24 protein-coding genes are annotated in these 23,708 nt (G+C 74.7%); 18 read left to right on the plus strand and 6 right to left on the minus strand.

Annotation, left to right across the window (positions count from 1 at the left end; translation table 11 throughout):
- Window positions 1-270 precede the first annotated feature (270 nt).
- The 3 genes from Q1K26_RS27980 to Q1K26_RS27990 all read right to left on the minus strand — a co-directional run bounded on the left by Q1K26_RS27980 (window position 271) and on the right by Q1K26_RS27990 (window position 3,515).
- On the minus strand, window positions 271-1,512 hold the full coding sequence (locus Q1K26_RS27980) for an arginine deiminase (RefSeq protein ID WP_300019482.1): 1,242 nt from the start codon (window positions 1,510-1,512) through the stop codon (window positions 271-273).
- A gap of 36 nt (window positions 1,513-1,548) precedes the next feature.
- Window positions 1,549-2,688, minus strand: coding sequence for a DNRLRE domain-containing protein (locus Q1K26_RS27985; RefSeq protein ID WP_300019483.1), 1,140 nt, complete (start codon window positions 2,686-2,688; stop codon window positions 1,549-1,551).
- Window positions 2,689-2,822: 134 nt separating this feature from the next.
- Window positions 2,823-3,515 (minus strand): TetR/AcrR family transcriptional regulator, encoded by a 693-nt coding sequence (locus Q1K26_RS27990; protein ID WP_300019485.1) that lies wholly within the window; start codon window positions 3,513-3,515, stop codon window positions 2,823-2,825.
- 479 nt (window positions 3,516-3,994) lie between these two features.
- Between Q1K26_RS27990 and shbA the strand changes: the two genes are divergently transcribed.
- The 6 genes from shbA (at window position 3,995) to Q1K26_RS28020 (ending at window position 10,063) form a co-directional block, all read left to right on the plus strand.
- On the plus strand, window positions 3,995-4,621 hold the full coding sequence (gene shbA, locus Q1K26_RS27995) for an RNA polymerase sigma factor ShbA (RefSeq protein WP_300019487.1): 627 nt from the start codon (window positions 3,995-3,997) through the stop codon (window positions 4,619-4,621).
- 119 nt (window positions 4,622-4,740) lie between these two features.
- Entirely contained in the window at window positions 4,741-5,163 is a 423-nt protein-coding gene (locus Q1K26_RS28000; RefSeq protein WP_300019490.1) for a DUF948 domain-containing protein, read from the plus strand.
- Window positions 5,160-5,459, plus strand: coding sequence for a hypothetical protein (locus Q1K26_RS28005; RefSeq protein WP_300019491.1), 300 nt, complete (start codon window positions 5,160-5,162; stop codon window positions 5,457-5,459). Before Q1K26_RS28000 ends, Q1K26_RS28005 begins: the two co-directional genes overlap by 4 nt.
- A gap of 69 nt (window positions 5,460-5,528) precedes the next feature.
- A complete protein-coding gene (alaS, locus tag Q1K26_RS28010; protein WP_300019492.1) occupies window positions 5,529-8,201 on the plus strand; it encodes an alanine--tRNA ligase in 2,673 nt (890 codons plus the stop codon).
- Window positions 8,202-8,216: 15 nt separating this feature from the next.
- The gene (gene ruvX / locus Q1K26_RS28015) at window positions 8,217-8,642 is read left to right on the plus strand and encodes a Holliday junction resolvase RuvX (protein ID WP_300019493.1); all 426 of its coding nucleotides are present in this window, start codon (window positions 8,217-8,219) and stop codon (window positions 8,640-8,642) included.
- 77 nt (window positions 8,643-8,719) lie between these two features.
- Window positions 8,720-10,063, plus strand: coding sequence for an endolytic transglycosylase MltG (locus tag Q1K26_RS28020; protein WP_300019495.1), 1,344 nt, complete (start codon window positions 8,720-8,722; stop codon window positions 10,061-10,063).
- A gap of 20 nt (window positions 10,064-10,083) precedes the next feature.
- Here Q1K26_RS28020 and Q1K26_RS28025 read toward each other — a convergent pair whose 3' ends face one another.
- Both Q1K26_RS28025 and Q1K26_RS28030 read right to left on the minus strand, forming a co-directional pair.
- Window positions 10,084-10,947: a fused MFS/spermidine synthase gene (locus Q1K26_RS28025; RefSeq protein WP_300019497.1), complete on the minus strand. Its 864-nt coding sequence runs from the start codon at window positions 10,945-10,947 to the stop codon at window positions 10,084-10,086.
- Complete coding sequence (locus tag Q1K26_RS28030; protein ID WP_300019499.1) at window positions 10,944-11,390, minus strand: PPOX class F420-dependent oxidoreductase; 447 nt, start codon at window positions 11,388-11,390, stop codon at window positions 10,944-10,946. The genes Q1K26_RS28025 and Q1K26_RS28030 overlap by 4 nt, the downstream gene beginning before the upstream one ends.
- A gap of 194 nt (window positions 11,391-11,584) precedes the next feature.
- On the opposite strand from Q1K26_RS28030, the gene Q1K26_RS28035 reads away from it, so the two are divergent.
- From Q1K26_RS28035 to nusB, 8 genes are all read left to right on the plus strand, one after another.
- A complete protein-coding gene (locus Q1K26_RS28035; protein WP_300019501.1) occupies window positions 11,585-12,214 on the plus strand; it encodes an A24 family peptidase in 630 nt (209 codons plus the stop codon).
- A gap of 32 nt (window positions 12,215-12,246) precedes the next feature.
- The gene (gene aroC, locus Q1K26_RS28040; protein WP_300019650.1) at window positions 12,247-13,419 is read left to right on the plus strand and encodes a chorismate synthase; all 1,173 of its coding nucleotides are present in this window, start codon (window positions 12,247-12,249) and stop codon (window positions 13,417-13,419) included.
- Between the two features lie 235 nt (window positions 13,420-13,654).
- Complete coding sequence (locus Q1K26_RS28045; protein ID WP_300019503.1) at window positions 13,655-14,269, plus strand: shikimate kinase; 615 nt, start codon at window positions 13,655-13,657, stop codon at window positions 14,267-14,269.
- 149 nt (window positions 14,270-14,418) lie between these two features.
- Window positions 14,419-15,447, plus strand: a complete 1,029-nt coding sequence (gene aroB, locus Q1K26_RS28050) for a 3-dehydroquinate synthase (protein ID WP_300019505.1) — start codon at window positions 14,419-14,421, stop codon at window positions 15,445-15,447.
- A gap of 76 nt (window positions 15,448-15,523) precedes the next feature.
- Complete coding sequence (gene aroQ / locus Q1K26_RS28055; RefSeq protein ID WP_300019507.1) at window positions 15,524-16,003, plus strand: type II 3-dehydroquinate dehydratase; 480 nt, start codon at window positions 15,524-15,526, stop codon at window positions 16,001-16,003.
- 252 nt (window positions 16,004-16,255) lie between these two features.
- The gene (locus tag Q1K26_RS28060; RefSeq protein ID WP_300019509.1) at window positions 16,256-17,341 is read left to right on the plus strand and encodes a Xaa-Pro peptidase family protein; all 1,086 of its coding nucleotides are present in this window, start codon (window positions 16,256-16,258) and stop codon (window positions 17,339-17,341) included.
- Window positions 17,342-17,517: 176 nt separating this feature from the next.
- Window positions 17,518-18,081 carry an elongation factor P gene (efp, locus tag Q1K26_RS28065; protein ID WP_300019511.1) on the plus strand — a complete coding sequence of 188 codons (564 nt, stop codon included), beginning with the start codon at window positions 17,518-17,520 and terminating at the stop codon, window positions 18,079-18,081.
- Window positions 18,082-18,098: 17 nt separating this feature from the next.
- Entirely contained in the window at window positions 18,099-18,521 is a 423-nt protein-coding gene (nusB, locus tag Q1K26_RS28070; RefSeq protein ID WP_300019513.1) for a transcription antitermination factor NusB, read from the plus strand.
- Window positions 18,522-18,681: 160 nt separating this feature from the next.
- On the opposite strand, the gene Q1K26_RS28075 is transcribed toward nusB, so the two are convergent.
- Complete coding sequence (locus tag Q1K26_RS28075) at window positions 18,682-19,164, minus strand: transcriptional regulator (protein ID WP_300019515.1); 483 nt, start codon at window positions 19,162-19,164, stop codon at window positions 18,682-18,684.
- A gap of 472 nt (window positions 19,165-19,636) precedes the next feature.
- On the opposite strand from Q1K26_RS28075, the gene pyrR reads away from it, so the two are divergent.
- The 4 genes from pyrR (at window position 19,637) to carA (ending at window position 23,683) form a co-directional block, all read left to right on the plus strand.
- The gene (gene pyrR / locus Q1K26_RS28080) at window positions 19,637-20,242 is read left to right on the plus strand and encodes a bifunctional pyr operon transcriptional regulator/uracil phosphoribosyltransferase PyrR (RefSeq protein WP_300019517.1); all 606 of its coding nucleotides are present in this window, start codon (window positions 19,637-19,639) and stop codon (window positions 20,240-20,242) included.
- Complete coding sequence (locus Q1K26_RS28085) at window positions 20,239-21,183, plus strand: aspartate carbamoyltransferase catalytic subunit (protein ID WP_300019519.1); 945 nt, start codon at window positions 20,239-20,241, stop codon at window positions 21,181-21,183. Before pyrR ends, Q1K26_RS28085 begins: the two co-directional genes overlap by 4 nt.
- Before the next feature lie 74 nt (window positions 21,184-21,257).
- Window positions 21,258-22,553 (plus strand): dihydroorotase, encoded by a 1,296-nt coding sequence (locus tag Q1K26_RS28090; RefSeq protein WP_300019521.1) that lies wholly within the window; start codon window positions 21,258-21,260, stop codon window positions 22,551-22,553.
- On the plus strand, window positions 22,550-23,683 hold the full coding sequence (gene carA, locus Q1K26_RS28095; RefSeq protein WP_300019523.1) for a glutamine-hydrolyzing carbamoyl-phosphate synthase small subunit: 1,134 nt from the start codon (window positions 22,550-22,552) through the stop codon (window positions 23,681-23,683). Before Q1K26_RS28090 ends, carA begins: the two co-directional genes overlap by 4 nt.
- Window positions 23,684-23,708: the final 25 nt, after the last annotated feature.

Consider the following 23,708-nt stretch of genomic DNA (forward strand, 5'->3'; position numbering starts at 1 on the left):
CGGTGTGCCGCCGGTGAGATCGGTGATCTTGGTTGCCGCGCCCACGCCGTCAGCGTGGCACGGGAGCCGCAGCGGTCGATGGTGGGCCGTCACCGCCGGGCCCGGGCGACCGCCGGGCCCGGGTGACCGCCGGGCCGCCGCGTGTCCGCGTGCTGCGGGGTGTCCCGCGCGCCGTCGGGGTCCCTGCGCGCCGCCGGCAGCGCGCGAGACGCGGTTCGGTGCGCGAGTCCACGGGCAGGTGCCGGGCGGCCTCCGCGACCGGGCCGCGGTCTACCGGGCCGGGTCCCGCTGGACCGGGCAGCTCATGCACCGCGGCCCGCCCCGCCCGCGCCCCAGCTCACCGCCCGGGATGTCGAGCACCTCGATGCCGTGGCGGCGCAGGAACGTGTTCGTGGTGACGTTGCGCTCGTAGGTGACGACCACGCCGGGGGAGACGGCGAGGACGTTGCAGCCGTCGTCCCACTGCTCGCGCTCGGCGGCGTGCACGTCCTGCTCCGCGGTGAGCACCCGGATCTCCGCGAGCCCCAGCGCGTCGGCGATCGCGCGGTGCATGCCGTCCGGGGGGTGGTCGGTGACGTGCAGCTCCTTCTCGTCGTCCCCCGGGCGCACCGTGTACGCCGGGAGCATCCCGAGGCCCGCGTACTTCGTGAACGTCTCGGGGTCGACCATCGTCATCACGGTGTCGAGGTGCATCAGGGCCCGGGTCTCGGGCATCCGCACGGCCACGATCCGGTCGACCTCGCCACCGGCGAACAGCGTCCGCGCCAGCCGTTCCACCCCGGCGGCCGTGGTGCGCTCGCTCAACCCGACCAGCACGGCGCTCCCGCCCCCGTCGGCCGAGGCGCCGAGCACGAGCATGTCGCCGCCCTCGGTGGTGGCCACCCCGTTCGCCGAGCCGGGCGACCAGATCCGGAACTCGCCCCCGGCGAACAGGGGGTGCCAGCGGTACACGGCCTCGTAGTGCAGGGTCTCGCGGATCCGGGCCTGCTTGCGCATGCTGTTGATCGACACGCCGCCGCCGATCCAGGCCGAGGTGTCGCGCGTGTAGAGGTGGTTGGGCAGCGGTTCGAGCACGAAGTCGTCGGGGTCGAGGACGTGGAAGGCCACCGACCGCGGCTCCGGGATCCGGTCCAGCACCTCGCGCTTGGTGATCCCGCCGACCAGGTGCTCGGTGAGGGTGTCCAGGTCCATCGCGTCGAAGCAGTTGCGCAGGGCGTCGATCGCCATCGGGCCGTAGACGCGCTCGTCGACGATCCGGTCGAGTATGTGGGCGCGCGCCTCCGGGATGCCGACGGTCGTGCGCAGCAGCTCCCCGAACAGGTGCACCGCGACGCCGCGCTCGCGCAGCAGCGCCGCGAAGCGGTCGTGCTCGGACCGGGCGCGCTGCACCCACAGCACGTCGTCGAACAACAGCCGGTCCTTGTTGCCCGGCGTGAGCCGTTTCAGCTCCAGGCCGGGCCGGTGCAGGATCACCTGGCGCAGGGGCCCGACCTCGGAGTCGACGCGGAACACGGTGCCATCCTGCACCGCCCGCGCCGCCTGGCGGTGTCAGCCGATGGTGATCTCCAGCTGTGGCACGTTCGGGCTCTCCGCCGACCCGAGCCGCTTCCAGCCCAGCGGCGAGGACTCGTCGGCGGCCCGCAGCAGCATGGTGCCGCTGGGCGCGCCGCTCGCGGCCCAGGAGCGCACCAGCTCGGTGACGTCCACCTCGGTCCACCCGGGCGCGCAGGCCGCGGCGTTGCCCCGGGTCTCGGTGCTGGTCGCCCACAGGCGCTCGGCCGCGGGTTGGGCGGCGAAGCGGGTCGCCGGGCCGACGCCGTCACCGGCGACCGACCAGACCTGCCAGGCGGCGGGCCGGCACGAGGAGGACCAGTCCTGGTGCACCCGCAGCCGCGCCGCGGAGATCGGCGCCCCGGCCGCCCCCGAGCCGGCGATCTCCGCGAGGTCCCAGACCAGGTAGGAGCGGGCGACGGCGACCCCGTCGTAGCTGCCCAGGCGCAGGTCGGGGTCGCCGGAGCTGTCCGAGCGCAGGATCGTCGACTGCACCGTGGTGTCGAACGGCACCGGTGCCGGCCCGGGCGGGGGAGCTGCGGCCACGACCCTGCTCACCGCCGACTCGGTGGCCGCCACGGCCTCCGGGGCCGCCTCCGCGCCCCTCGGCGTGGAGGTCAGCGCGAGCGTCGGCGGCGGGCCGGTCGCGACCCCGGCCGCCCGGATGGACGCGGCGAAGCCCGCTCGCGTCGCCTCGACGAGGAGGTCGTACCCGGGCGCGACCTGCGCGTACCTCGCGCGGTTGCCGGACAGGGCCGGGGCCGGGAGCGGGCCCGTGGTGACCGGGGCCAGCGCCGCGGACCCCCCGTCGGCGAAGTGCACCACCGGCCCGGTGGGGGTGAGGGCGAGGTCGTGCGGTGCCGCGACGGGGCGGACCACGCCGTCGCCGCCGGGGCGCAGCGTCAGGTCGACGGTCACCCACTCGGCCCCCCGGCGTAGCTGCACCGGGCCGGTGAACAGCGTGACGGTCCGCGTCCCGTCGGTCCGGGCCACGGTCGTGCTGGCCTCGGTGCGCGTCCCGGGGTCGTCCGGGACGGGGCCGGCCGTGGCGGGCGCCGCCGTGGCGGTACCGGGGAGGGCCAGCACGAGCGCGGCTCCGACGGCGAGCGGGAGGAGCCGACCTGCTCGGTATCTCATGATCGATAGAAGTAGGGCCCGTGACGGTGCGCCGACAAGATCCACGGTGCGATCGCCCCCACACGGGTGATGGCGTCCACCCGGTCGGAACTCCGGGGACACGGCCGATCGCCGAGCGGTACGCCCGAACAGCGTCAGGAATGAGGCCTGAACGGGCGACAGTCAGCTGGTCCGTTCAGCAGGAGATCGGGCCGGAGGGTGCCGAACAGGACGGTCAGCAGGAACTCGGCGCGCCGGTCGGCGGGCTCCCTGGGTCGGTTGACGGCACGCAGCAGCAGGAGGTTGACGACCATCCCGCTGATCTCGGTGGCCGGCGGGAAGGGGCGCAGTTCGCCGGTGCGCTGGCCGTGGTCGATCAGCAGGCGGACCGACTCGGGGACCGGGGCCACCGTGCGCGGGTCGATCTCGTCGTCCGGATCGGGGGGGCCCTCGACCCGGATCGTGTAGTCCTGCACGGCGGAGAAGAACGACGCGGTGAGTTCCCGATGCCGGGAGGTCGTCCGCGCCAGCGCCCTGACCTGGTCCTCCAGTGCGGCGACGACCGGCCTGCCCGCGGCGATGTCCCGCTCGGCCTGCACCCGCAGCGGCCCGATCAGCGGCGCGTAGACGTGGCCGATGAGCGAGTGCTTCGACGGGAAGTGGTTGTAGGCGGTGGCGGCACTCACGCCCGCCGCGGCCGCGATGTCCTCGATCCGGGTCCGCGCCCAGCCCCGTGACCCGAACGTGGCGTCGGCCGCGTCGAGCAATGCGCGCCGTGTTCGGTCGCGCTTCGTCTGGGCCGCACGGGCACGCGGATCGTCCGGTCGGGGTTCGTCGGAGGGGGACATCGAGCGCAGCGTAACCAACTCGCAGCCGAGTTGCCCTTGACTCTAAGTTGGAGTGTCACCCAAAATACGTACTTGAACGATGAACGAGTTCGCGGAGACGGGCACAGCGACGCGAACTCGGGAGGGTCTCGAACCGGTGGCGTCGGGGGACGTTACACGTATCTGTCGGGCATCTCGATTCCTCCACGCAGGATGACGCAGTTCGCATCACCGCACGAAGCCGGCGCCACGGGCGTCTGCCACCGGGGAGGGGAACCCATCATGTCCGAATCCGTCGTGTCCGAGTCCGTCCGATGACCGCCGCGCATGTCCTGGAGCCGTCGGGTGTTGCCACGCTCCGCTTCGAGCGCCGCGTCGAGGCCGGTTCCGTCGCGGCCGGCCGCGCGACTCCCAGTCTGAGGGTCGTACCCGCATCCGTCGAGCCGGTGTCACCCCTTCCGGTGACCCCCGACGGGGATGCCGGAGCCGACGACAGGGGTGTGCCGGAGGAGACGCCCGCCGAGACCCTCTGCGTCGAGTCGCTCGTCGCCGCGGCCGTCTCGGGCGACCACGGCGCGCGCGCCCGGTTGCTCGCCGAGATCCACCCGTTCGTCCTGCGCTACTGCCGTGGCCGGCTGGGCAGGCAGGAGACCGTCACCGGGTCCGCCGACGACGTCGCGCAGGAGGTCTGCCTGGCCGTCGTCACGGCGCTGCCCAACTACACGGTGAAGGGCCTGTCGTTCCGCGCGTTCGTGTACGGCATCGCGGCACACAAGGTGACCGACGCGTTCCGGGCCATCGGCCGCAACCGCAGCGACCCGGTGGCGGACCTGCCCGACAACCCCGTCGCCGAGGACGGCCCGGAACACCACATCATCGCATGCGAGCTGAGCGAGCGGCTCGGCCTGCTGCTGTCCCAGCTGACCCCGCGCCAGCGCGAGGTGCTGGTGCTGCGGATCGCGGTGGGCCTGAGCGCCGACGAGACCGCGCACGCCGTCCGCTCCACACCGGGTGCGGTCCGGGTCACCCAGCACCGGGCGCTCAACCGGCTGCGGGATCTGCTCGGGCGCAACCCGGCGGACGCGCTGCTCGCGGGTTTCGGCGAGCCGTCGACGCCTGCGGAGTAGTGCTGCGCGTGCCCGTCGCCGTCGCCGCAGCGGGTCGTCCGGTCGGGCCGCCCCGCGGTGGCGCCGACCCGCCGTGGGAGTAGCCTTTCCGCGATCACCCATCGCATCAGGGAGGCTTCGTGTCGGCTGGTCAGATCGCCGCACTGATCGCTGCGGGGGCCTTCGTGGTCCTCGTGCTGCTGCTGGCGGTCCCGCTGCTGAAGCTCGGTCGCACCCTGGACGAGGCCACCGTCGCGATCCGCAAGGCCCACGAGGGCAGCGCGCCGCTGCTGGACAACGCCCAGACCACGCTGCACCAGGTGAACACGCAGCTGGAGCGGGTCGACGGCATCACCTCGAGCGCGCGCACGGTCACCAGCAACGTCTCGGTGCTCACCTCGCTGTTCACGGCCACGATGGGCGGCCCGCTGGTGCGTGCCGCGGCGTTCTCCTACGGGCTGAACAAGGCGGTGAAGGCCCGCCGGGCGGGCAAGGACGCCGGGGCGCACTCGTTGCGGACCCGCCCGGGGCGCCTGCGCCGTAAGGGGAAGAAGCAGCAGTGAAGCGCCTGTTCTGGCTCGGCGTGGGTGCCGCGGCCGGGTCCTACCTCACCCGCCGTGCCACGCGCGCCGCGCACGCCGTCACCCCGGCCGGGATCGGGGAGAACATCGCGGACGGGCTCCGCGAGCTCGGGGCGGGTCTCGGGGCGTTCGGTGCCGAGGTCCGGGCGGGGATGCTCGCGCGGGAGCAGGAGCTCACGGAGCTGGTCGAGCGCCGCACCGGCGGGCACGTCCCCACCTACGCCGAGGCGCTGGCCGAGCCCGCGCCCGCCGCACGAGCGCCGCGGGCAGGACGGTAGACGCCGCGCGTCGCCCGGCCCGCCCTGCCGTTCCCGCGTCCGCAACCCACCCTGTCGGAGAGCCCTGCCGTGCAGACCCACGAGATCGTCCGCCGCTTCACCGAGCACTTCGTCCGGGCCGGGCACACCCCGGTGCCCAGCGCCTCGCTCATCCTCGACGACCCCAACCTGCTGTTCGTCAACGCGGGGATGGTGCAGTTCAAGCCCTACTTCCTCGGTGAGGTGCCTGCGCCCTACCCGACCGCGACGTCGATCCAGAAGTGCGTGCGCACCGGGGACATCGACGAGGTGGGCCGCACCACGCGGCACAACACGTTCTTCCAGATGGCCGGGAACTTCTCCTTCGGCGACTACTTCAAGGCCGGGGCGATCGAGCTGGCCTGGACGCTGATCACGGAGTCCTTCGGGTTCGACCCGGAGCGGCTGTGGGCCACCGTCTACCTCGACGACGACGAGGCCGAGCAGCTGTGGCGCAGGTACCTGCCCGCGGAGCGGATCCAGCGCCGCGACGGCAAGGACAACTACTGGGACATGGGCGTGCCCGGCCCGGGCGGGCCCTGCTCGGAGATCTACTACGACCGCGGGCCCGAGCACGGCCGCGACGGCGGCCCGGTCGCCGACGAGGACCGGTACCTGGAGATCTGGAACCTGGTCTTCATGCAGGACGTCCGGGGTGATCTCTCCCCGAAGAACGGTCACCCGCCGATCGGGAAGCTGCCCCGGCCGAACATCGACACCGGCATGGGGATCGAGCGGGTCGCCACGCTCCTGCAGGGCGTGGACAACGTCTACGAGACCGACCTGGTGCGCCCGGTGATCGCGCGCGCCGAGGAGCTCTCCGGCCGCCGCTACGGCGCGGGGGGCGCCTCCGGGGCCGAGGACGACGTGCGCTTCCGCGTCATCGCCGACCACGCCCGCTCCGGCGTGATGATCATCGCCGACGGGGTCACCCCGGCCAACGACGGCCGCGGCTACGTGCTGCGCCGCCTGCTGCGGCGCATCGTCCGCTCCGCCCGGCTGCTGGGGGTCACCGAGCCGGTGCTCGGGGCGTTCGCCGAGGTCGTGCGTGACGCGATGGCCCCGTCCTACCCGGAGCTCGTCACCGACTTCGAGCGGATCTCCGCGGTCGTCCGCGCCGAGGAGGAGGCCTTCCTCCAGACCCTGACCGCGGGCGAGCGCATCTTCGACACCGCGGTCGCCGAGACCAAGCGGGCCGGGGCCGCGGTGCTCGCAGGCGACCGCGCGTTCCAGCTGCACGACACCTACGGGTTCCCGATCGACCTCACGCTGGAGATGGCCGCCGAGGCCGGTCTGGAGGTCGACCGCGACCGGTTCACCGCGCTCATGACCGAGCAGCGCACCCGCGCGAAGGCCGACGCGGCCAAGCACAAGGTCGGCCACGGCGGCGACGGGTCGATCTACCGGGCGATGCTCGACACCCACGGCGCGGTCGACTTCCTCGGCTACACCGAGCTGGCCGCCGAGGCCACGGTCATCGGCCTGCTCGTCGACGGCACCCCGGTGCCGGCCGCGCGCGAGGGCGACGCGGTCGAGGTCGTGCTGGACCGCACCCCGTTCTACGCCGAGGCCGGGGGGCAGCAGGCCGACACCGGGGAGCTGCGGGGTGCCTCGTTCACCGTCCGCGTCGACGACGTGCAGTCGCCCGTCGCGGGCCTGCGGGTGCACCGCGGCACGGTCACGGCGGGCGAGGTCCCGCTCGACGCGTCCGTCGTCGCGTCCGTGGACACCGCGCGCCGCGCGTCGGTCTCCCGTGCCCACACCGCCACCCACCTCGTGCACGCCGGGGTCCGCGGCGCGCTGGGTCCGTCCGCGGCCCAGGCCGGCTCGCTCAACGCCCCGGGCCGCATGCGCTTCGACTTCACCTCGCCCGGCGGCGGCGTGGCCCCGGCCGCGCTCGCCGAGATCGAGGACGAGGTCAACACCGTCCTGCAGCAGGACCGCTCCGTCGAGGCCTACGAGACCACGATGGACGAGGCGCGCCGGCTGGGCGCGATGATGCTGTTCGGCGAGAAGTACGGCGACCGCGTGCGCGTCGTCGACATGGGCGACTACTCCCGCGAGCTGTGCGGCGGCACGCACGTGGCCCGCACCGGGGAGATCGGCATGATCAAGGTGCTCTCCGAGGGCTCGATCGGGTCGGGGGTGCGCCGCGTCGACGCGCTGGTGGGGCTGGACGCGTTCCGGTTCCTCTCGCGCGAGCACCTGCTCGTGTCCAACCTCGCCGAGCAGCTCAAGACGCGGCCGGAGGACCTCCCGGAGCGGATCAACGGGCTCGTCGAGCGGTTGCGCACGGCGGAGCGCGACCTGGAGAAGGTCCGGGCCGACTCCCTGCTGTCCTCGGCGGGGGCGCTCGCCGGCGAGGCCGAGGAGGTCGGTGGGGTCGCGCTGGTCGCCGTCGCGGCGCCGGAGGGCGTCGGGGGCAACGACCTGCGGGCGCTCGCGTCCGACGTGCGGGGCCGGCTCGGCGCGCGGCCCGGGGTGGTCGCCCTGTTCTCCGCATCCGTCGACGAGAAGGGCGCCGGGAAGGTCGCGTTCGTGGTGGCCACCACCGCGGCGGCCCGCGACGCCGGGCTCGCGGCGGGGAAGCTGATCCCGGCGTTCGCGGCCGCTGTCGGCGGCCGCGGCGGGGGCAAGCCGGACCTCGCCCAGGGCGGCGGGACCGACCCGTCGGGGATCCCGGCGGCCGTCGAGGCCCTGCGGGCGCACCTGCGCGCCCGATGACGAGCACGGCCCGTAGTGATCGGGCGCGGTAGGCGGCTGGGCGTCGACGTCGGTTCGGTCCGCATCGGGGTGGCGGTGTCCGACCCGGACGGGCTGATCGCCACCCCGCTGGTCACCGTGCCGCGCGACGTCGAGGGCGGCAGCGACGTGGCCGCGCTCGCCGCGCTGGTGTCCGACCACGACGTGGTCGGCGTAGTGGTCGGGCTCCCGCGCACCCTGGCGGGGCGCGAGGGCCCCGCGGCGGAAGCGGCGCGCGAGTTCGTGACCGCGCTGGAGCCCGCGCTGGCGGTACCCGTGGAGCTGTCCGACGAGCGGCTCACGACCGTCGTCGCCACCCGGCAGATGCGGGAGAGCGGCCGCCGGGGGCGCCGGCAGCGTGCGGTCGTCGACCAGGTGGCGGCGGTCGGTATCCTGCAGGGCTGGCTCGACCGCCACCGGTGAGCTCGGCGGACCCGGTACGGGTGTCCGGTATGCCCCCGTCCGGTGGGCTGCGGCGAAGCTGGCTACCCTCCGGAACCGTGGACCTCGACGGCCCGACGGCACGGCTGCGCCCCGTGAACGCCCCCGCGCGGGCGGCGTGGGCGCCCGACGACGACGCCGACGCGGAGACCGCGCCGCTGCCCGTGGTGCACGCGCGGGACACCGACGGCGACGGGTCGCGGCCGGGTGGGGACGGCGACGTGGCGTCACCGGCGCGGTCGCGGCCGCTGCGCTCCGGTGGCGACGACCTGCCCCCGCGTGGCTCGCGGTGGCGCCGGTCGGCGGTGCTGCTGGTCGCCGTGGGGGTGCTGCTGGCCGCGGTGCTCGGTGGGGGCCTCTACCTGTTCTCGACGCTGGGTTCGGCGCCCGACTTCGAGGGGCCCGGCGACGGCGACGTCATCGTGGCGGTCTCCGAGGGGGACTCCACGGCGCAGATCGGGCGCACCCTCGAGGGCGCAGGCGTCGTGGCCAGCGTGGCGGCGTTCCTCGACGCGGCCGCCGAGGACGAGCGCATCCTCACGGTGCAGCCGGGGACCTACCAGATGCGGCTGCGGATGTCGGCGGCGGCGGCGGTGGCGCGGTTGCTGGACCCCGCGGCGCGGGTGGGGCAGCTGGAGATCCGCGGCGGGGTGCAGCTCGACGACACGAGCGGGCCCGACGGCTCCGTCGCACCCGGGGCGCTCAGCCTGATCTCGCAGGCGACCTGCGCCACGATCGACGGCGCCGAGTCCTGCATCGGTGTCGAGGAGCTGCGGGCCACCATGGCCGAGACCGACCCGGCCGAGCTGGGCGTACCGGAATGGGCGCTGGAGCGGGTCCGGGCCGCGGACCCGGTCCGGCGGCTGGAGGGTCTGTTCGCACCCGGTCTCTACGACATCGAGCCGGGGCAGTCGGCGGCCGACGTGCTGCGCGCCCTGCTGGCCACGTCCGAGACCCGGCTGGAGGCCACCGGCCTGGTGTCGGGGGCCCGTGACATCGGCTCCTCGCCCTACGAGGTGCTGGTGATCGCGTCCCTGGTGGAGAAGGAGGGCATCACCGCGGACATGCCCGAGGTCGCCCGCGTGATCTACAACCGGCTCGGCGTCGGGCAGCGCCTCGAGCTGGACTCCACGGTCAACTACCCGCTCGACCTGCAGGCCCTCGCCACCACCGACACCGACCGCTCGACCCCCGGGCCCTACAACACCTACCGCACCGCGGGGCTGCCGCCGACGCCGATCGCGGCGGCGGGGGAGGCCGCGATCGGCGCGGCGCTCGCCCCGGAGCCCGGGCCGTGGTTCTACTTCGTGCGCTGCCGGCCCGACGGCACCTCGTGCTTCGCCGAGACGTTCGAGGAGCACACCGCGAACGTGGCGCTGGCCCGCGAGAACGGGGCCTTCTGACCCCCGGTGGGCCACCGCGCTCACGGCCTGCCGAAGAACCCCGAAGGCGGCATCGGTGACGGGGTGGCGGTCCGGTCGGTCGGCGCCACCGTGGCCATCCGCCCGGCCTGCGTGCTGTCGAGGACCCGCGCCGGGAACGGGTCGCCCGCGGCCCGGCGGGTGAGCCCGTCCACCGGGAGCGGGGCACGGGCCCCGAGCACCACGACGTTGCCGAACCGGCGCCCGCGCAGCACGTCGGGGGCGGCCACGGCGGCCAGCTCCGGGAACACCGCGGCGACGGCGGCGAGCTGGGTGCGGGCGAAGCCCAGATCGCCCCCGTCGGCCACGTTCGCCGCGTAGACGCCACCCGGCGCCAGCAGCGCGGCCGCGGCCGTCACGTACTCCACGGACGTCAGATGGGCCGGCGTGCGCGCCCCGGCGAACACGTCGAGCACCAGCAGGTCCACCGACCCCGGGTGGACCGAGGTGAGCGCCGCCCGCGCGTCGCCCACGGTGACCTCGAGACCGAGCCCGTCGGCGGGCAGCCGGGCGGTCACCAGGTCCACCAGCCCCGCGTCGATCTCCACGATCCGCTGCGTCGACCCGGGACGCGTGGCGGCGACGTAGCGCGGGAGCGTCCACGCGCCGCCCCCCAGGTGCAGGACGCGCAGCGGCGCGGTGGCCGGCGCGATCAGGTCGACGACGTGCGCGAGCCGGCGCACGTACTCGAACTCCAGATGCGTGGGGTCGTCGAGGTCCACGTGCGACTGGGCGGTGCCGTCGACGAGCAGCGTCCAGCCCTGCGGCCGGTCGGGGTCGCCGAGCAGCTCCGCGCTGCCGTGCTCGACCTCGGCCCGCACCACCGCCCGCGCCCGGCCCCCGGGCCTGCCGGCGCCCCGCCTCACGCCGGTGGCCGGACCCAGCCGTAGACGTGGTCGATCGCGACGGTGAGCAGGACGCGGCGGTCGGCGACCATGGTGGCGCGGTAGTCGTCCCAGTCGGGGTGCTCCCCGCGCAGGTCGCGGTAGTAGCCCACCAGGGCCTCCACGGTGGCGTCGTGCGGGTCCGCGGCGGGGGCCGAGAGCTGGGCCAGCCCCTCACCGACGGCGTAGGCGCCGAGGTCGGCGCGGGCGACCTGGTAGCTGACGCGCGGGTCGCGGCGCAGGTTGCGGGTCTTCGCCCGGCCCTCGGTGACCGAGATGCGCAGCGCGCGCGAGGCGGGGTCGAAGGCGTGGGTGACGATCGAGGACTGCGCGCGGCCGTCGCGCTTGAGCGTGATGAGCGTGCCCCCGCCGATCTCGGAGAACAGGCCGAGCAGCGCGGGATCGGGGGCGGTGTCGGGGGGCATGGCGCAACTCCTGCCGGTCGTCGGTTCGCATCCATGACGCGGGTCTACCACCGGGCACCAACGCCATGGGGGCGCCGCGATATGCCCGGGCACGGTTGTCCACATCGGCCACCGGCCGTCCACAGCTTCGTGCCGCGGCCCGGCGCCGCCGCCGCGGGCACCGACACTTGGGACCGGAGCGGACGGAGGACCTCATGGTCGGGTGGGTGCTGGTGGTCGGGTGGGTGCTGGGCGGGGCGGTGGCCGGGTTCGGGGCCGGGGCGGTGGCCCGGGTGCTGCTCGGGAGGCTGCGCAGGGGCACGCGCGTGCGGGCGCCGGTGTGCGAGCTGGCGGTCGGGGCGCTGTGGGCCGGGGTGGCCGGGTGCTGGGTCACGGGGGTCGTGCCGGGCCGCTGGGTTCCCGCCCTGCTCGGCCTGGCCTGGTTCGGGGTCGCGGCCGGGCTGGTGGACCTGCGCCACAACCGGCTGCCCGACGCGCTCACCCTGCCGGCGGTGCCGGCGGCGGTCCTGCTCGTCGTGCCGCTGGGGGCCGGTGCCGCCGGGCGCGCGGTCGGTGGCGCGCTGCTCGCCGCCGCGGTCCACGCCGCGGTGCACCTCACGGCGCCCGGTGCGCTCGGTGCGGGTGACGTCAAGCTGGCGGCCCCGCTGGGGGCGGTGCTCGCCGCCGCCTCGTGGCCCGCGATGGTGCTGGCCGTGGTGTGCGCCTCGGTGGTGACCGCCGTGGTCGGGCTGGCCCGGCGGCGCACGGTCGTGCCGCACGGGCCCTCGATGCTGCTGGGCACGGCCGTGGTGCTGGCGGCGGCCGCGGCGGGAACCGGTGGGTAGGGGTGCGGGGTGCTGGTGTGAGAATGGACGGCGTGCTGCGTTGGATCACTGCCGGGGAGTCCCACGGTCCCGCGCTGGTCGCCGTGCTGGAGGGCATGGTCGCCGGTGTCGAGGTCACCACGAAGGAGCTGGGCGCCGAGCTGGCCCGACGCAAGCTCGGCCACGGCCGCAGCCCCCGCATGGCGTTCGAGGCCGACGAGCTGGAGGTGATCGGCGGCATCCGGCACGGCCGCACCCAGGGCGGCCCGGTGGCGGTCCGCATCGCCAACACCGAGTGGCCGAAATGGGAGACCGTGATGGCGGCCGACCCCGTCGATCCCGAGCTGATCGCGGGCCGGGCCCGCAACGCGCCGCTCACCCGCCCGCGCCCCGGGCACGCCGACATGGCGGGCATGACGAAGTTCGGCTTCGACGACGCCCGCCCGGTGCTGGAGCGGGCCAGCGCCCGGGAGACGGCCGCGAAGGTGGTCATGGGCACCGTCGCGAAGGCGTTCCTCACCCAGGCGCTGGGCGTCGAGATCGTGTCGCACGTGGTGGCCATCGGAGCCGTCGACGCCCCCGAGGACGACCCGGTGCCCGGCCCCGGCGACCTGGAGCGGGTCGACGCCAGCCCGGTGCGGGCGTTCTCCGCCGACACCACCGCGCGGATGGTCGCCGAGATCGACGCGGCCCACACCGACGCCGACACGCTCGGTGGCGTGATCGAGGTGATCGCCTACGGCATGCCGGTCGGCGTCGGTTCCTACGTGCAGTCCGACCGCAGGCTCGACGGCCGCCTCGCCGGGGCGCTGATGAGCATCCAGGCGATGAAGGGTGTGGAGATCGGCGACGGGTTCCGCACCGCGCACCGGCGGGGGAGCGCGGCGCACGACGAGATGGTGCCGGGGGATCCGGTGAAGCGGCTGTCCAACCGCGCGGGCGGGATCGAGGGCGGTATGACCAACGGCGAGCCGGTACGCGTGCGGGTGGCCATGAAGCCGATCTCCACGGTCCCCCGCGCGCTGCGCACCATCGACACCGCCACCGGTGAGGAGGCCACCGCGATCCACCAGCGCTCCGACGCGTGCGCGGTGCCGCGCGCGGGCGTGGTGGCCGAGTCCATGGTGGCGCTTGTGCTCGCGGACGCCGCGCTGGAGAAGTTCGGCGGCGACTCGCTGGCCGAGACCCGGCGCAACGTCCGCGCCTACCTCGGCGCGGCGGGCTGAGGTAGGCGCAGGGCAGGGCAGGCCCGGTGCCCCTCGGCCCGGTGCCCGATGGCCTCGTCCACGCATCCCGCGATCGTCCCGATCCACCAGGCAGCGGAGCCGTGGCCGGGGACCGGCCGAAGTCGTCACCCAGCGCCGCGCACGACGCCGCGAACAGCGTATCCGGCCACCGTTGCAGGTGATCAACCGGGCGCCGGGGTGGGTACGCAGGGTCACCGCGCCTATCCTCGGCGCGGTGACCGCCTCCCACCGGCCGACGCTCGTGCTGATCGGCCCGCCCGGCGCCGGGAAGTCGACCGTCGGGCGGGTGCTCGCCCGCCGTCTCGGGATCGGCTTCACCGACGTCGACGCCCTCATCGTCGAGCGGGCCGGCAAGCCGATCGCCGACATCTTCCTGCACGACGGCGAGGACGCCTTCCGTGCGCTGGAGACCGCCGTCGTGGCCGAGGCCCTGACCACCGTCGACGGCGTGCTCGCCCTGGGCGGGGGGTCGGTGCTGGCGGCGGCCACGCGGGAGCGGCTGCGGGGGCACCGGGTCGTCCACCTCACGGTGGGGCTGGCCGACGGCCTGCGCCGCACCGGGATGTCCACCGCACGCCCGCTGCTGGCCGGGGTCAACCCGAGGGCCACCTTCAAGGCGCTGCTCGACGCCCGCACGCCCCTGTACCGCGAGGTGGCCACGGTGGAGGTGGACACGGCCCGGCGCAGCGCGAACCAGGTCGCCCGCGCCGTGCTGGAGGCGGTGGGAGAGCCGGTGACGGGCCCGGAGTCCAGCGACCCGCACGACCCGCTGAACATCCCCACCCCGCACGAGAGCACCCTCCTCCCGGACCCGGGCCGCCGTCCCTGAGTCGAGTTCCCCTCCCCGGACCACGTACCCCCCGGAGCGTGGTCCGGGCCCACGGCGGCGCTCCGCGGTGCGGGTGCGGGTGCGGGCGGCAGTAGGGTGCACGGGTGGTGCGCATCGATGTCGCTTCTGCCTCTCCGTACCCCGTCCACGTGGGGCGGGGGGTCGCCACGGAGCTCGTGGACGTCGTCACCGGGAGCGGCGCGCGGGCCGCGGTGATCGTGCACCAGCCGCCGCTCGCCGAGGCAGCGGAGCGGGCACGGGCCGGGCTGGTCGCCGCCGGCGTCGACGCGCACCGCGTCGAGGTGCCCGACGCCGAGGAGGCCAAGTCGCTGGCCGTCCTCGGCTTCTGCTGGGAGGTGTGCGGCAACGTCGGGCTGGCCCGGGGAGACGTCGTCGTGTCGATGGGCGGCGGTGCCGTCACCGATCTCGCGGGCTTCGTCGCCGCCACCTGGATGCGGGGGATCCGCGTCGTCCACGTGCCCACCACGCTGCTGGCCATGGTGGACGCGGCCGTCGGCGGGAAGACGGGGATCAACACCGCGGCGGGAAAGAACCTCGTCGGGGCGTTCCACGAGCCCACGGCGGTGCTCGTCGACCTGGCCACTCTCGACACGCTCCCGTCCGCGGAGCTGGTGGCGGGAAGCGCGGAGATCCTCAAGGCCGGGTTCATCGCCGATCCCGTGATCCTCGACCTCGTCGAGCAGGACCCGTCCGCCGCACTGGATCCGGGCGGCGACGTGCTGCCCGAGCTGGTGCGGCGCTCGATCCAGGTCAAGGCCGACGTCGTGGCGGCGGACCTGCGCGAGTCGCACCTGCGCGAGATACTCAACTACGGCCACACGCTGGGCCACGCCGTGGAGCACCGCGAGTCCTACCGGTGGCGGCACGGGGCCGCGGTCAGCGTCGGGCTGGTGTTCGCCGCGGAGCTGGCCCGCGCCGCCGGACGGCTCGACGACGCCACCGCCGACCGGCACCGCGCGGTGCTCTCCGCGGTCGGCCTGCCGGTCAGCTACGAGTCGGGAGTGCTGCCCGAGCTGGTGGAGACCATGCGCGGGGACAAGAAGACCCGCGCGGGGAAGCTGCGCTTCGTCGTGCTCGACGGGCTGGCGCGGCCGGGCCGCCTGGAGGACCCGGAGCCCGCGTTGCTGGAACGGGCGTACGCGGCGGTGTCGGCGTGAGCGGTGATCGCCAGGATCGGGACATGAGCTGCGGATCCGCAGCCCGTGTCCGGCAGCCGGCGACCGTGGAGGTGTCATGAGCGAGGATGCCGGGGTCGTCCGGGGCGGACCGCGTCCCGTCCTCGTCCTCAACGGGCCCAACCTGGGCCGGCTGGGCACCCGCGAGCCCGCGGTCTACGGCTCCACGACCCACGCCGACCTCGTGGCGCTGTGCGAGCGCACCGGCGCCGAGCGGGGGCTGGCCGTGCAGGTGCGCCAGACCGATCACGAGGGCGAGCTGCTCGGGTGGCTGCACGAGGCCGCCGACACCGGTACGCCCGTGGTGCTCAACGCCGGGGCCTGGACGCACACCTCGGTGGCCGTGCGCGACGCGTGCGCCCAGCTCAGCGCGCCGCTGGTGGAGGTGCACATCTCGAACGTGCACAGACGCGAGGAGTTCCGCCACCACTCCTACATCTCCGCCGTCGCCGACGGCGTGATCATCGGATTGGGTGTCGCGGGGTACGCCCTCGCGCTGCGCTGGATCGCCGAGCAGGACGGGCCCGCCACGCGATGACCGGTCCCGGCCGTCGCCCCGACCTGCTGCCGACCGTCGCCGTGCTCGGGCCGGCGCACGGCCTGTCCGGCAACCTCCACGCCGTCCGTGGGATCGTCGTCCCCCTCGTGTTCACGTCCCCCGGGCCGGGTGACGCGGCACGCGCTCGGCGGCTCCGCCGCGATGTGGCTCGGATGGCGGCCACCGCGATCGCCTGGTCGCGGGCGCGTCGGGTGCGGGCCCGACGGCGCGGTCCCCGATAGCGTGGCGAGCATGCCCCACCCGCTCCGACGGGCCGCGCTGCGCGAGTCGCTGCGGGCCGCCGATGTCGACGCCCTGCTCGTCACCGACCTGACCAACGTCCGGTACCTCACGGGGTTCACCGGTTCGAACGCCGTGCTGCTGGTGCACGCCGCAGGGGACGCGTCGAGCCGGTTCGGCACCGACGGGCGCTACCGCGAGCAGGCCCGGACCGAGGTGCCGGACCTGGCGCGGATCGAGGACCGCGCCACCGGCGTCGCGGTCGCCGCGGCCGCCCACGACCTGGGGGTGCGCCGGCTGGGTTTCGAGTCCGACTCGGTCACCGTGGACGGGCACACCGCACTGGACGCGGCGGCCGAGGGGGTGTCCCTGCACCGCGTGCCCGGGCTGGTGCAGCGGCTGCGCGCGGTCAAGGACGGCGGCGAGGTGGACGCGCTGCGCCTGGCGTGCGCCCTCGCCGACGCCGCGTTCGCCGACCTCGTGGCCGCCGGTGGGTTGCGGCCGGGCCGCACCGAGCGCGAGGTCGCCCTGGACCTGGAGATCCGCATGCGCCGGCACGGGGCGCAGGGCCCGTCCTTCGAGACGATCGTGGCCGCCGGGGCGCACTCCGCGGTGCCCCACCACCGGCCCACCGACGCCGTGCTGCGCGCGGGTGACCTCGTGAAGCTGGACTTCGGCGCGCTGCACGCCGGCTACCACTCCGACACGACCCGCACGGTGGTGCTCGGCCCGGCCGCGGACTGGCAGCGCGAGCTGCACGCGCTGGTGGCCGCGGCGGCGCGGGCCGGCCGGGACGCGGTCCGGCCCGGCGCCGAGGCCGTGGCCGTCGACGGGGCCGCGCGCGAGGTCTGTGCCGCCGCCGGGCAGGCCGAGCGGTTCCTGCACGGGCTCGGGCACGGCGTCGGGCTGCAGATCCACGAGGCCCCCGCCCTGTCGCCCACCGCGACCGGTGCGCTGTCCGCCGGGATGGCCGTCACCGTCGAACCCGGCGTGTACCTGGAGGGGCGGGGCGGGGTGCGGATCGAGGACCTGCTCGTCGTGCGGTCGGGGCGGGCCGAGGTGCTGACCGGTGCGCCCCGGGAGCTCTCGGAGCTCTGATCGGCCCGGGCGCAGGCGAGCGGGTCGAGCCGCCGGCCGGGCCGTCGGACCGTCACCGGTATCGTGGACCGGGATGGTGGCGCCGCCCCGCGGCGGGCGCCCCGACGACACCGGCCGAGCCGCTCGGCCCACCCCGGACCGAAGCAGCGCAGCGCGAACCAGGAGTTGACACCCACGTGGCCACCACGAACGACCTGAAGAACGGCCTGGTCCTCAACCTCGACGGCCAGCTCTGGGCGGTCACGGCCTTCCAGCACGTCAAGCCCGGCAAGGGTGGCGCCTTCGTGCGCACGACGCTGAAGAACGTCATGACCGGGAAGGTCGTCGACAAGACCTTCAACGCCGGCACCAAGGTCGAGACGGCCACCGTCGACCGGCGCGACATGACCTACCTCTACCGCGACGGCGCCGACTTCGTCTTCATGGACGGCGACACGTTCGACCAGATCCCGATCCCTTCGAGCACCGTCGGCTCGGCCGCGGGCTTCCTGCTGGAGAACCAGGTGGCGATGGTGGCGCTGCACGAGAGCGTGCCGCTGTTCGTCGAGCTGCCCACCTCGGTCGAGCTGGTGATCAGCCACACCGACCCCGGCCTGCAGGGCGACCGCTCCACCGGCGGCACCAAGCCGGCCACGCTGGAGACGGGCGCGGAGATCCAGGTGCCGCTGTTCGTCACCACCGGCGAGAAGGTCAAGGTCGACACCCGCGACGGGCGCTACCTCGGCCGCGTCTCCAGCTGATGCGAGGTCTGGTCTAAGTGCTACGCGCCCGTACCAAGGCCCGCAAGCGCGCGTTGGACATCCTGTTCGAGTCCGAGGCCCGCGGCGACGACCCGCTGTCCGTGCTCGTGCAGCGCCAGGAGACCGACGACGCTCCGCCGGTCTCGGAGTACGCGGCGATGCTCGTGGCCGGTGTCGTCGAGCACCGGGAGCGCATCGACCAGCTGCTCACCGAGCACGCCGAGGGCTGGACGGTGGTGCGCATGCCCGCCGTCGACCGCGCCCTGCTGCGGATCGGGGTGTTCGAGCTGCTCTGGGTCGACGAGATCGACGACCCGGTGGCGATCACCGAGGCCGTCGAGCTGGCGAAGACCCTGAGCACCGACGACAGCCCCAGGTTCCTCAACGGCGTCCTGGGCCGCATCGCCGACATCGCCCCGCAACTCCGCGCCACCCGCTGACGCCCCCGTCCCCGCACTTCGGAGCCGTACCGCTGTTCGGGACGTCCGGGAACAGCACTGTGGCTCCGAGGTGCGGGTGGGACGCAGACCGGCCCCCGTCCGCGAAGGACGGGGGCCGTTCGTGCGTGGTGCGGGTGGCCTTCCCCTGCCACCCGTGCCACTACTGCGCGGGCCGCGCCTCGGGGGGCAGGACGCCCCACTCGATGAGCTGGTCGGTCAGCTCGCCCGGGCTCTTGTCGTAGATGATCGCGAGCGAGCGCAGGTCCTCGGCGCGGATGCTGAGCACCTTGCCGTTGTAGTCGCCGCGCTGGCTCTGGATGGCGGCGGCGTAGCGGGCCAGCGGGCCCACCTTGTCCGCCGGGAGCTGCTGCAGCCGCTCCAGGTTGATGACGATCTTCGTGGCGGGCTCGGAGCCGGACGGCACGCGGCCCTCGGGCAGGAGCTCGGCCACGGGCACGCCGTAGAAGTCGGCCAGCTCGGCCAGCTTCTGGACGGTGACGGCACGATCGCCGCGCTCGTAGGAGCCCACGACGACGGCCTTCCACCGGCCGCCCGACTTCTGCTCGACACCGTGCAGCGACAGACCCTGCTGCTGCCGGATGGCGCGGAGCTTCCCGCCGAGCGCCTTGGCGTAGTCGCCCATGCAGCGACCTCCTTACTCACTGGCACCGGCCGCGGGACCGGTGTCGTAGGACCTGATGTGGATCGGGGCCCGGCGCTCGGGAACGCCGGAGTGCCGGTGGTGGTGCCCCCCGCGGCCGCGGCCACCCACGGAACAGTCGATCAATACGGAGAGTAATCATGCGCTCGCCGTCGCTGTTCGGTCAAGTTGCCCGCCCTCTCCCACCATCATGGTCGCCCGGTTCCACCCAAATGGCTGATCGACAGGGCGCCGCCAGGCGATTCGCTACGGGTCCGGCGGCGGGACGCGCCGTATCCGTGACCGGAGCGTGACCGGCCTGTGACAGGCGGGACTCCGGAGGGTGTCGTGGGCGGCCGGTGTGACGCTCGCGATGTCGGGCCGCGGCGAGGCGGGTCGGACGCGGCGGCGCTGGTACGGTCGCCGTACATCGATCCTTTAAGGCCCGTCCGGTGAGGCGGGGAAGGAGTGCCTCGTGGCGAACGACCGCCGCGGGGACGTCACGGGTGCGCCGGGTGACCGGGAGTTGCTCAGCGCCGCCGACGTCACCCGCACCATCGCGCGCATCGCGCACCAGATCATCGAGAAGACCGCGGGTACCGACGTCCCGGTGCTCATCGGCATCCCCACCCGCGGAGCGGTGCTCGCCCGGCGCCTGGCCGCCGCGATCGGCGAGTTCTCCGGCACGGCGCCCGAGGTCGGGTCGGTCGACGCCACGCTCCACCGCGACGACCTGCGCCGCCGCCCCGCCCGGCCGCTGGAGGACACCGCGGTGCCCGAGGGCGGGCTCGACGACCGGCTGGTCGTCCTCGTCGACGACGTGCTGATGTCCGGGCGCACCGTGCGTGCCGCCCTGGACGCGCTCGCCGACCACGGACGTCCCCGCGCCGTGCAGCTGGCCGTGCTGGTCGACCGGGGCCATCGCGAGCTGCCGATCCGTGCCGACTACGTCGGCAAGAACGTGCCCACGTCGCGGGAGGAGCAGATCCTCGTGCTGCTGAGCGAGACCGACGACCTCGACGGGGTGCGCCTGCGGCGGGGGCTCCCCACCGGCGGAGCCGGATCCGGCGGCGCAGCGTGAAGCACCTGCTCTCCGCCGCCGACCTCGACGCGGCCGCCGCGACCGGGCTGCTCGACACCGCCGACCGGCTCAAGCAGGCGCTGCTGGGCCGGGAGGTCCGCAAGCTGCCGACGCTGCGCGGCCGCACGATCATCACCATGTTCTACGAGAACTCCACCCGCACCCGCGTGTCGTTCGAGGTGGCGGGCAAGTGGATGAGCGCGGACACCGTCAACGTCAGCGCGTCGGGCTCGTCGGTGGGCAAGGGGGAGTCGCTGCGCGACACCTCGCTGACGCTCTCGGCGATGGGCGCCGACTGCGTGGTCGTGCGGCATCCCGCATCCGGTGCCGCGCACCGGATGGCGGCGTGGGCGGACCGGGACCGCGCCGCGACGGGCACCCACACCTCGATCGTCAACGCCGGCGACGGCACCCACGAGCACCCCACCCAGGCGCTGCTCGACGCCGCGACGCTGCGGGACCGGCTCGGGTCGATCGCCGGGCGGCGCGTCGGGATCGTCGGTGACGTGCTGCACAGCCGCGTCGCCCGGTCCAACGTGCTGCTGCTGGCCACGCTGGGCGCGGAGGTCGTGGTGATCGCCCCGCCCACGCTGCTGCCCGCCGGCGTCGCGCAGTGGCCGTGCCGGGTGAGCCCGGACCTGGACGCCGAGCTGCCCGCCCTGGACGCGGTGATGATGCTGCGCGTGCAGGCCGAGCGGATGCACGGCGCGTTCTTCCCGTCCGCGCGGGAGTACGCGGTGGGCTACGGGCTCTCGCCCGCCCGCGCCGCGCTGCTGCCCGAGCACGCCCCCGTGCTGCACCCTGGCCCGATGGTGCGCGGGATGGAGATCGCCCCGGCCGTGGCCGACGGCCCGCGGTCGGCGGTGCTGGCCCAGGTGGCCAACGGCGTGCACGTCCGCATGGCGGTCCTGTACCACCTGCTGGCCGGAGCGCCGGAATGAACGCCGTCCCCCCGACCCCGTTGCAGGAAGGCCACCTTCATGCAACCAGATTGCGTGAAGGTGGCCTTGCTGCAATGTCGTGCGACCTGTTGATCACCGGTGTGCGGCCGTACGGGGGCGAGGTCGTCGACGTGCTGGTGCGCGACGGGATCGTCGAGTCCGTCGGCTCCGGGCTCGAGGCCCCCGACGGCGTGCCCGCACTGGACGGCGGCGGCGCCGTGTTGCTGCCGGGGTTCGTGGACCTGCACGTGCACCTGCGCGAGCCGGGTGGCGAGGAGTCCGAGGACGTCGCCACCGGGTCGGCGGCCGCGGCGCTAGGCGGGTTCACCGCGGTGTTCGCGATGCCCAACACCGATCCCGTGGCCGACACCGCCGTCGTCGTCGAGCACGTGTGGCGGCGCGGGGTGGAGGTCGGGCTGGTCGACGTGCACCCGGTGGGCGCGGTCACCGTCGGGCTCGAGGGCGCGAGGATGGCCGAGCTCGGCACGATGGCCGCCAGCCGCGCCCAGGTGCGGATGTTCAGCGACGACGGTCGGTGCGTCAACGACCCGTTGATCATGCGCCGGGCGCTGGAGTACGCGTCCGCACTCGGGGCGGTCGTCGCCCAGCACGCGGAGGACCACCGGCTCACCGGCGGCGCCCAGGCCCACGAGGGCGTGGTCGCCTCGCGGCTGGGCCTGCAGGGCTGGCCCGCCACCGCCGAGGAGACGGTCGTGGCCCGCGACTGCGCGCTGGCCCGCGACGCCGGGGCCCGGCTGCACGTCTGCCACGTCTCCAGCGCCCGCACCATCGAGGTGATCCGCGCCGCGAAGGCCGCCGGGGTCCGGGTGAGCGCCGAGGTCACCCCGCACCACCTGCTGCTCACCGACTCGCGGCTGCGCGGCTACGACCCCGTCAACAAGGTCAACCCGCCGCTGCGCACCGCCGAGGACACCCGCGCGATGCGCGAGGCGCTGGCCGAGGGCGTGATCGACGTGGTCGCCACCGACCACGCGCCCCACGCGGTCCAGTACAAGGACACCGAGTGGCAGGCCGCCCGCCCGGGGATGCTGGGGCTACAGACGGCGCTGTCGGTGCTGGTGCACACCATGGTCGAGCCCGGGCTGCTGGACTGGCGCGGCGTCGCCCGCGTGCTGTCCGAGCGGCCCGCGGAGATCGGCGGGCTGCCCGACCAGGGCCGCCCGATCGCGGAGGGGGAGCCGGCCACGTTCGCGCTGGTCGACCCCGACGCGCAGTGGACGGTGCGGGGGGAGGCGCTCGCGAGCCGGGCGTCGAACACCCCGTACGAGGGAATGCGGCTGCCCGGGGCGGTGGTCGCGACGGTCCTGCGGGGACGGATCACCGCGCGGGACGGGAAGGCTCAGGAATGACAGCGGTCCTGGTGCTCGAGGACGGGCGGATCTTCCGCGGCCAGGCCTACGGGGCGCGCGGCACGGGGCTGGGCGAGGCGGTGTTCACCACCGGCATGACCGGCTACCAGGAGACGCTGACCGACCCCTCCTACCACCGCCAGATCGTGGTGCAGACCGCACCGCAGATCGGCAACACCGGCTGGAACGACGAGGACGACGAGTCCGCGGGCATCCAGGTGGCCGGGTACGTGGTGCGCGACCCGGCGCGGTCGCCGTCGAGCTGGCGGTCCACCGGCTCCCTCGCCGCGGCCCTGGAGCGGCAGGGGATCGTGTCGGTGGCCGGCATCGACACCCGCGCGCTGGTGCGGCACCTGCGCGAGCGGGGCGCGATGCGCGCGGGCGTGTTCTCCGGTGCCGACCTGGCCGCCGACGACGTGCTGGTGCGGCGCGTGCGGGAGAGCCTGTCGATGGAGGGCGCCGACCTCTACGGCGCGGTCACGACGCGCGAGCCCTACGTCGTGCCCGCGGACGGGGTGCGCCGGTTCCGGGTGGCGGCGCTGGACGTCGGGATCAAGTCGAACACCCCGCGCTGCCTGGCGCGCCGCGGCGTCGAGACCCACGTGCTGCCCGCGTCGAGCACGATCGAGCAGGTCGAGGCGCTGGCGCCGGACGGGTTCTTCCTGTCCAACGGACCCGGCGACCCGGCCACCGCCGACGGCCCCGTCGCGCTCACCCGGCAGGTGCTGGAACGGCGGATCCCGCTGTTCGGCATCTGCTTCGGCAACCAGATCCTGGCCCGCGCGCTGGGCCGCGGCACCTACAAGCTGCGCTACGGCCACCGCGGCATCAACATCCCGGTGGTCGAGCACGCCACCGGCCGCGTCGCGATCACGTCGCAGAACCACGGGTTCGCCGTCGAGGGCGAGGCGGGGGAGATCTTCGACGGCCCGTTCGGGCGCGCGCAGATCACCCACATCTGCCCCAACGACGGTTGTGTCGAGGGGCTGGCGGCCCTGGAGGTGCCGGCGTTCAGCGTGCAGTACCACCCCGAGGCGGCGGCGGGCCCGCACGACGCCGAGGACCTGTTCGACCGTTTCGTGGACCTGATGACGGCGCACCGCACCCCCGACCGCCGGGGCGCCTCGTGACCGGCCGCGTACTACCCACGCGATC

The sequence above is a fragment of the Pseudonocardia sp. genome (assembly GCF_029263155.1).
GTDB lineage: Bacteria > Actinomycetota > Actinomycetes > Mycobacteriales > Pseudonocardiaceae > Pseudonocardia.

Excerpts from the sequence above, each read along its gene's own strand:
- carA (WP_300019523.1), top strand. The coding sequence starts at position 22,550 with ATGACAGCGGTCCTGGTGCTCGAGGACGGGCGGATCTTCCGCGGCCAG.
- Q1K26_RS28060 (WP_300019509.1), top strand. The coding sequence starts at position 16,256 with ATGCCCCACCCGCTCCGACGGGCCGCGCTGCGCGAGTCGCTGCGGGCC.
- Q1K26_RS28075 (WP_300019515.1), bottom strand. The coding sequence starts at position 19,164 with ATGGGCGACTACGCCAAGGCGCTCGGCGGGAAGCTCCGCGCCATCCGG.
- aroQ (WP_300019507.1), top strand. The coding sequence starts at position 15,524 with ATGAGCGAGGATGCCGGGGTCGTCCGGGGCGGACCGCGTCCCGTCCTC.
- Q1K26_RS28030 (WP_300019499.1), bottom strand. The coding sequence starts at position 11,390 with ATGCCCCCCGACACCGCCCCCGATCCCGCGCTGCTCGGCCTGTTCTCC.
- Q1K26_RS27990 (WP_300019485.1), bottom strand. The coding sequence starts at position 3,515 with ATGTCCCCCTCCGACGAACCCCGACCGGACGATCCGCGTGCCCGTGCG.
- Q1K26_RS27985 (WP_300019483.1), bottom strand. The coding sequence starts at position 2,688 with ATGAGATACCGAGCAGGTCGGCTCCTCCCGCTCGCCGTCGGAGCCGCG.
- Q1K26_RS28035 (WP_300019501.1), top strand. The coding sequence starts at position 11,585 with ATGGTCGGGTGGGTGCTGGTGGTCGGGTGGGTGCTGGGCGGGGCGGTG.
- Q1K26_RS28090 (WP_300019521.1), top strand. The coding sequence starts at position 21,258 with ATGTCGTGCGACCTGTTGATCACCGGTGTGCGGCCGTACGGGGGCGAG.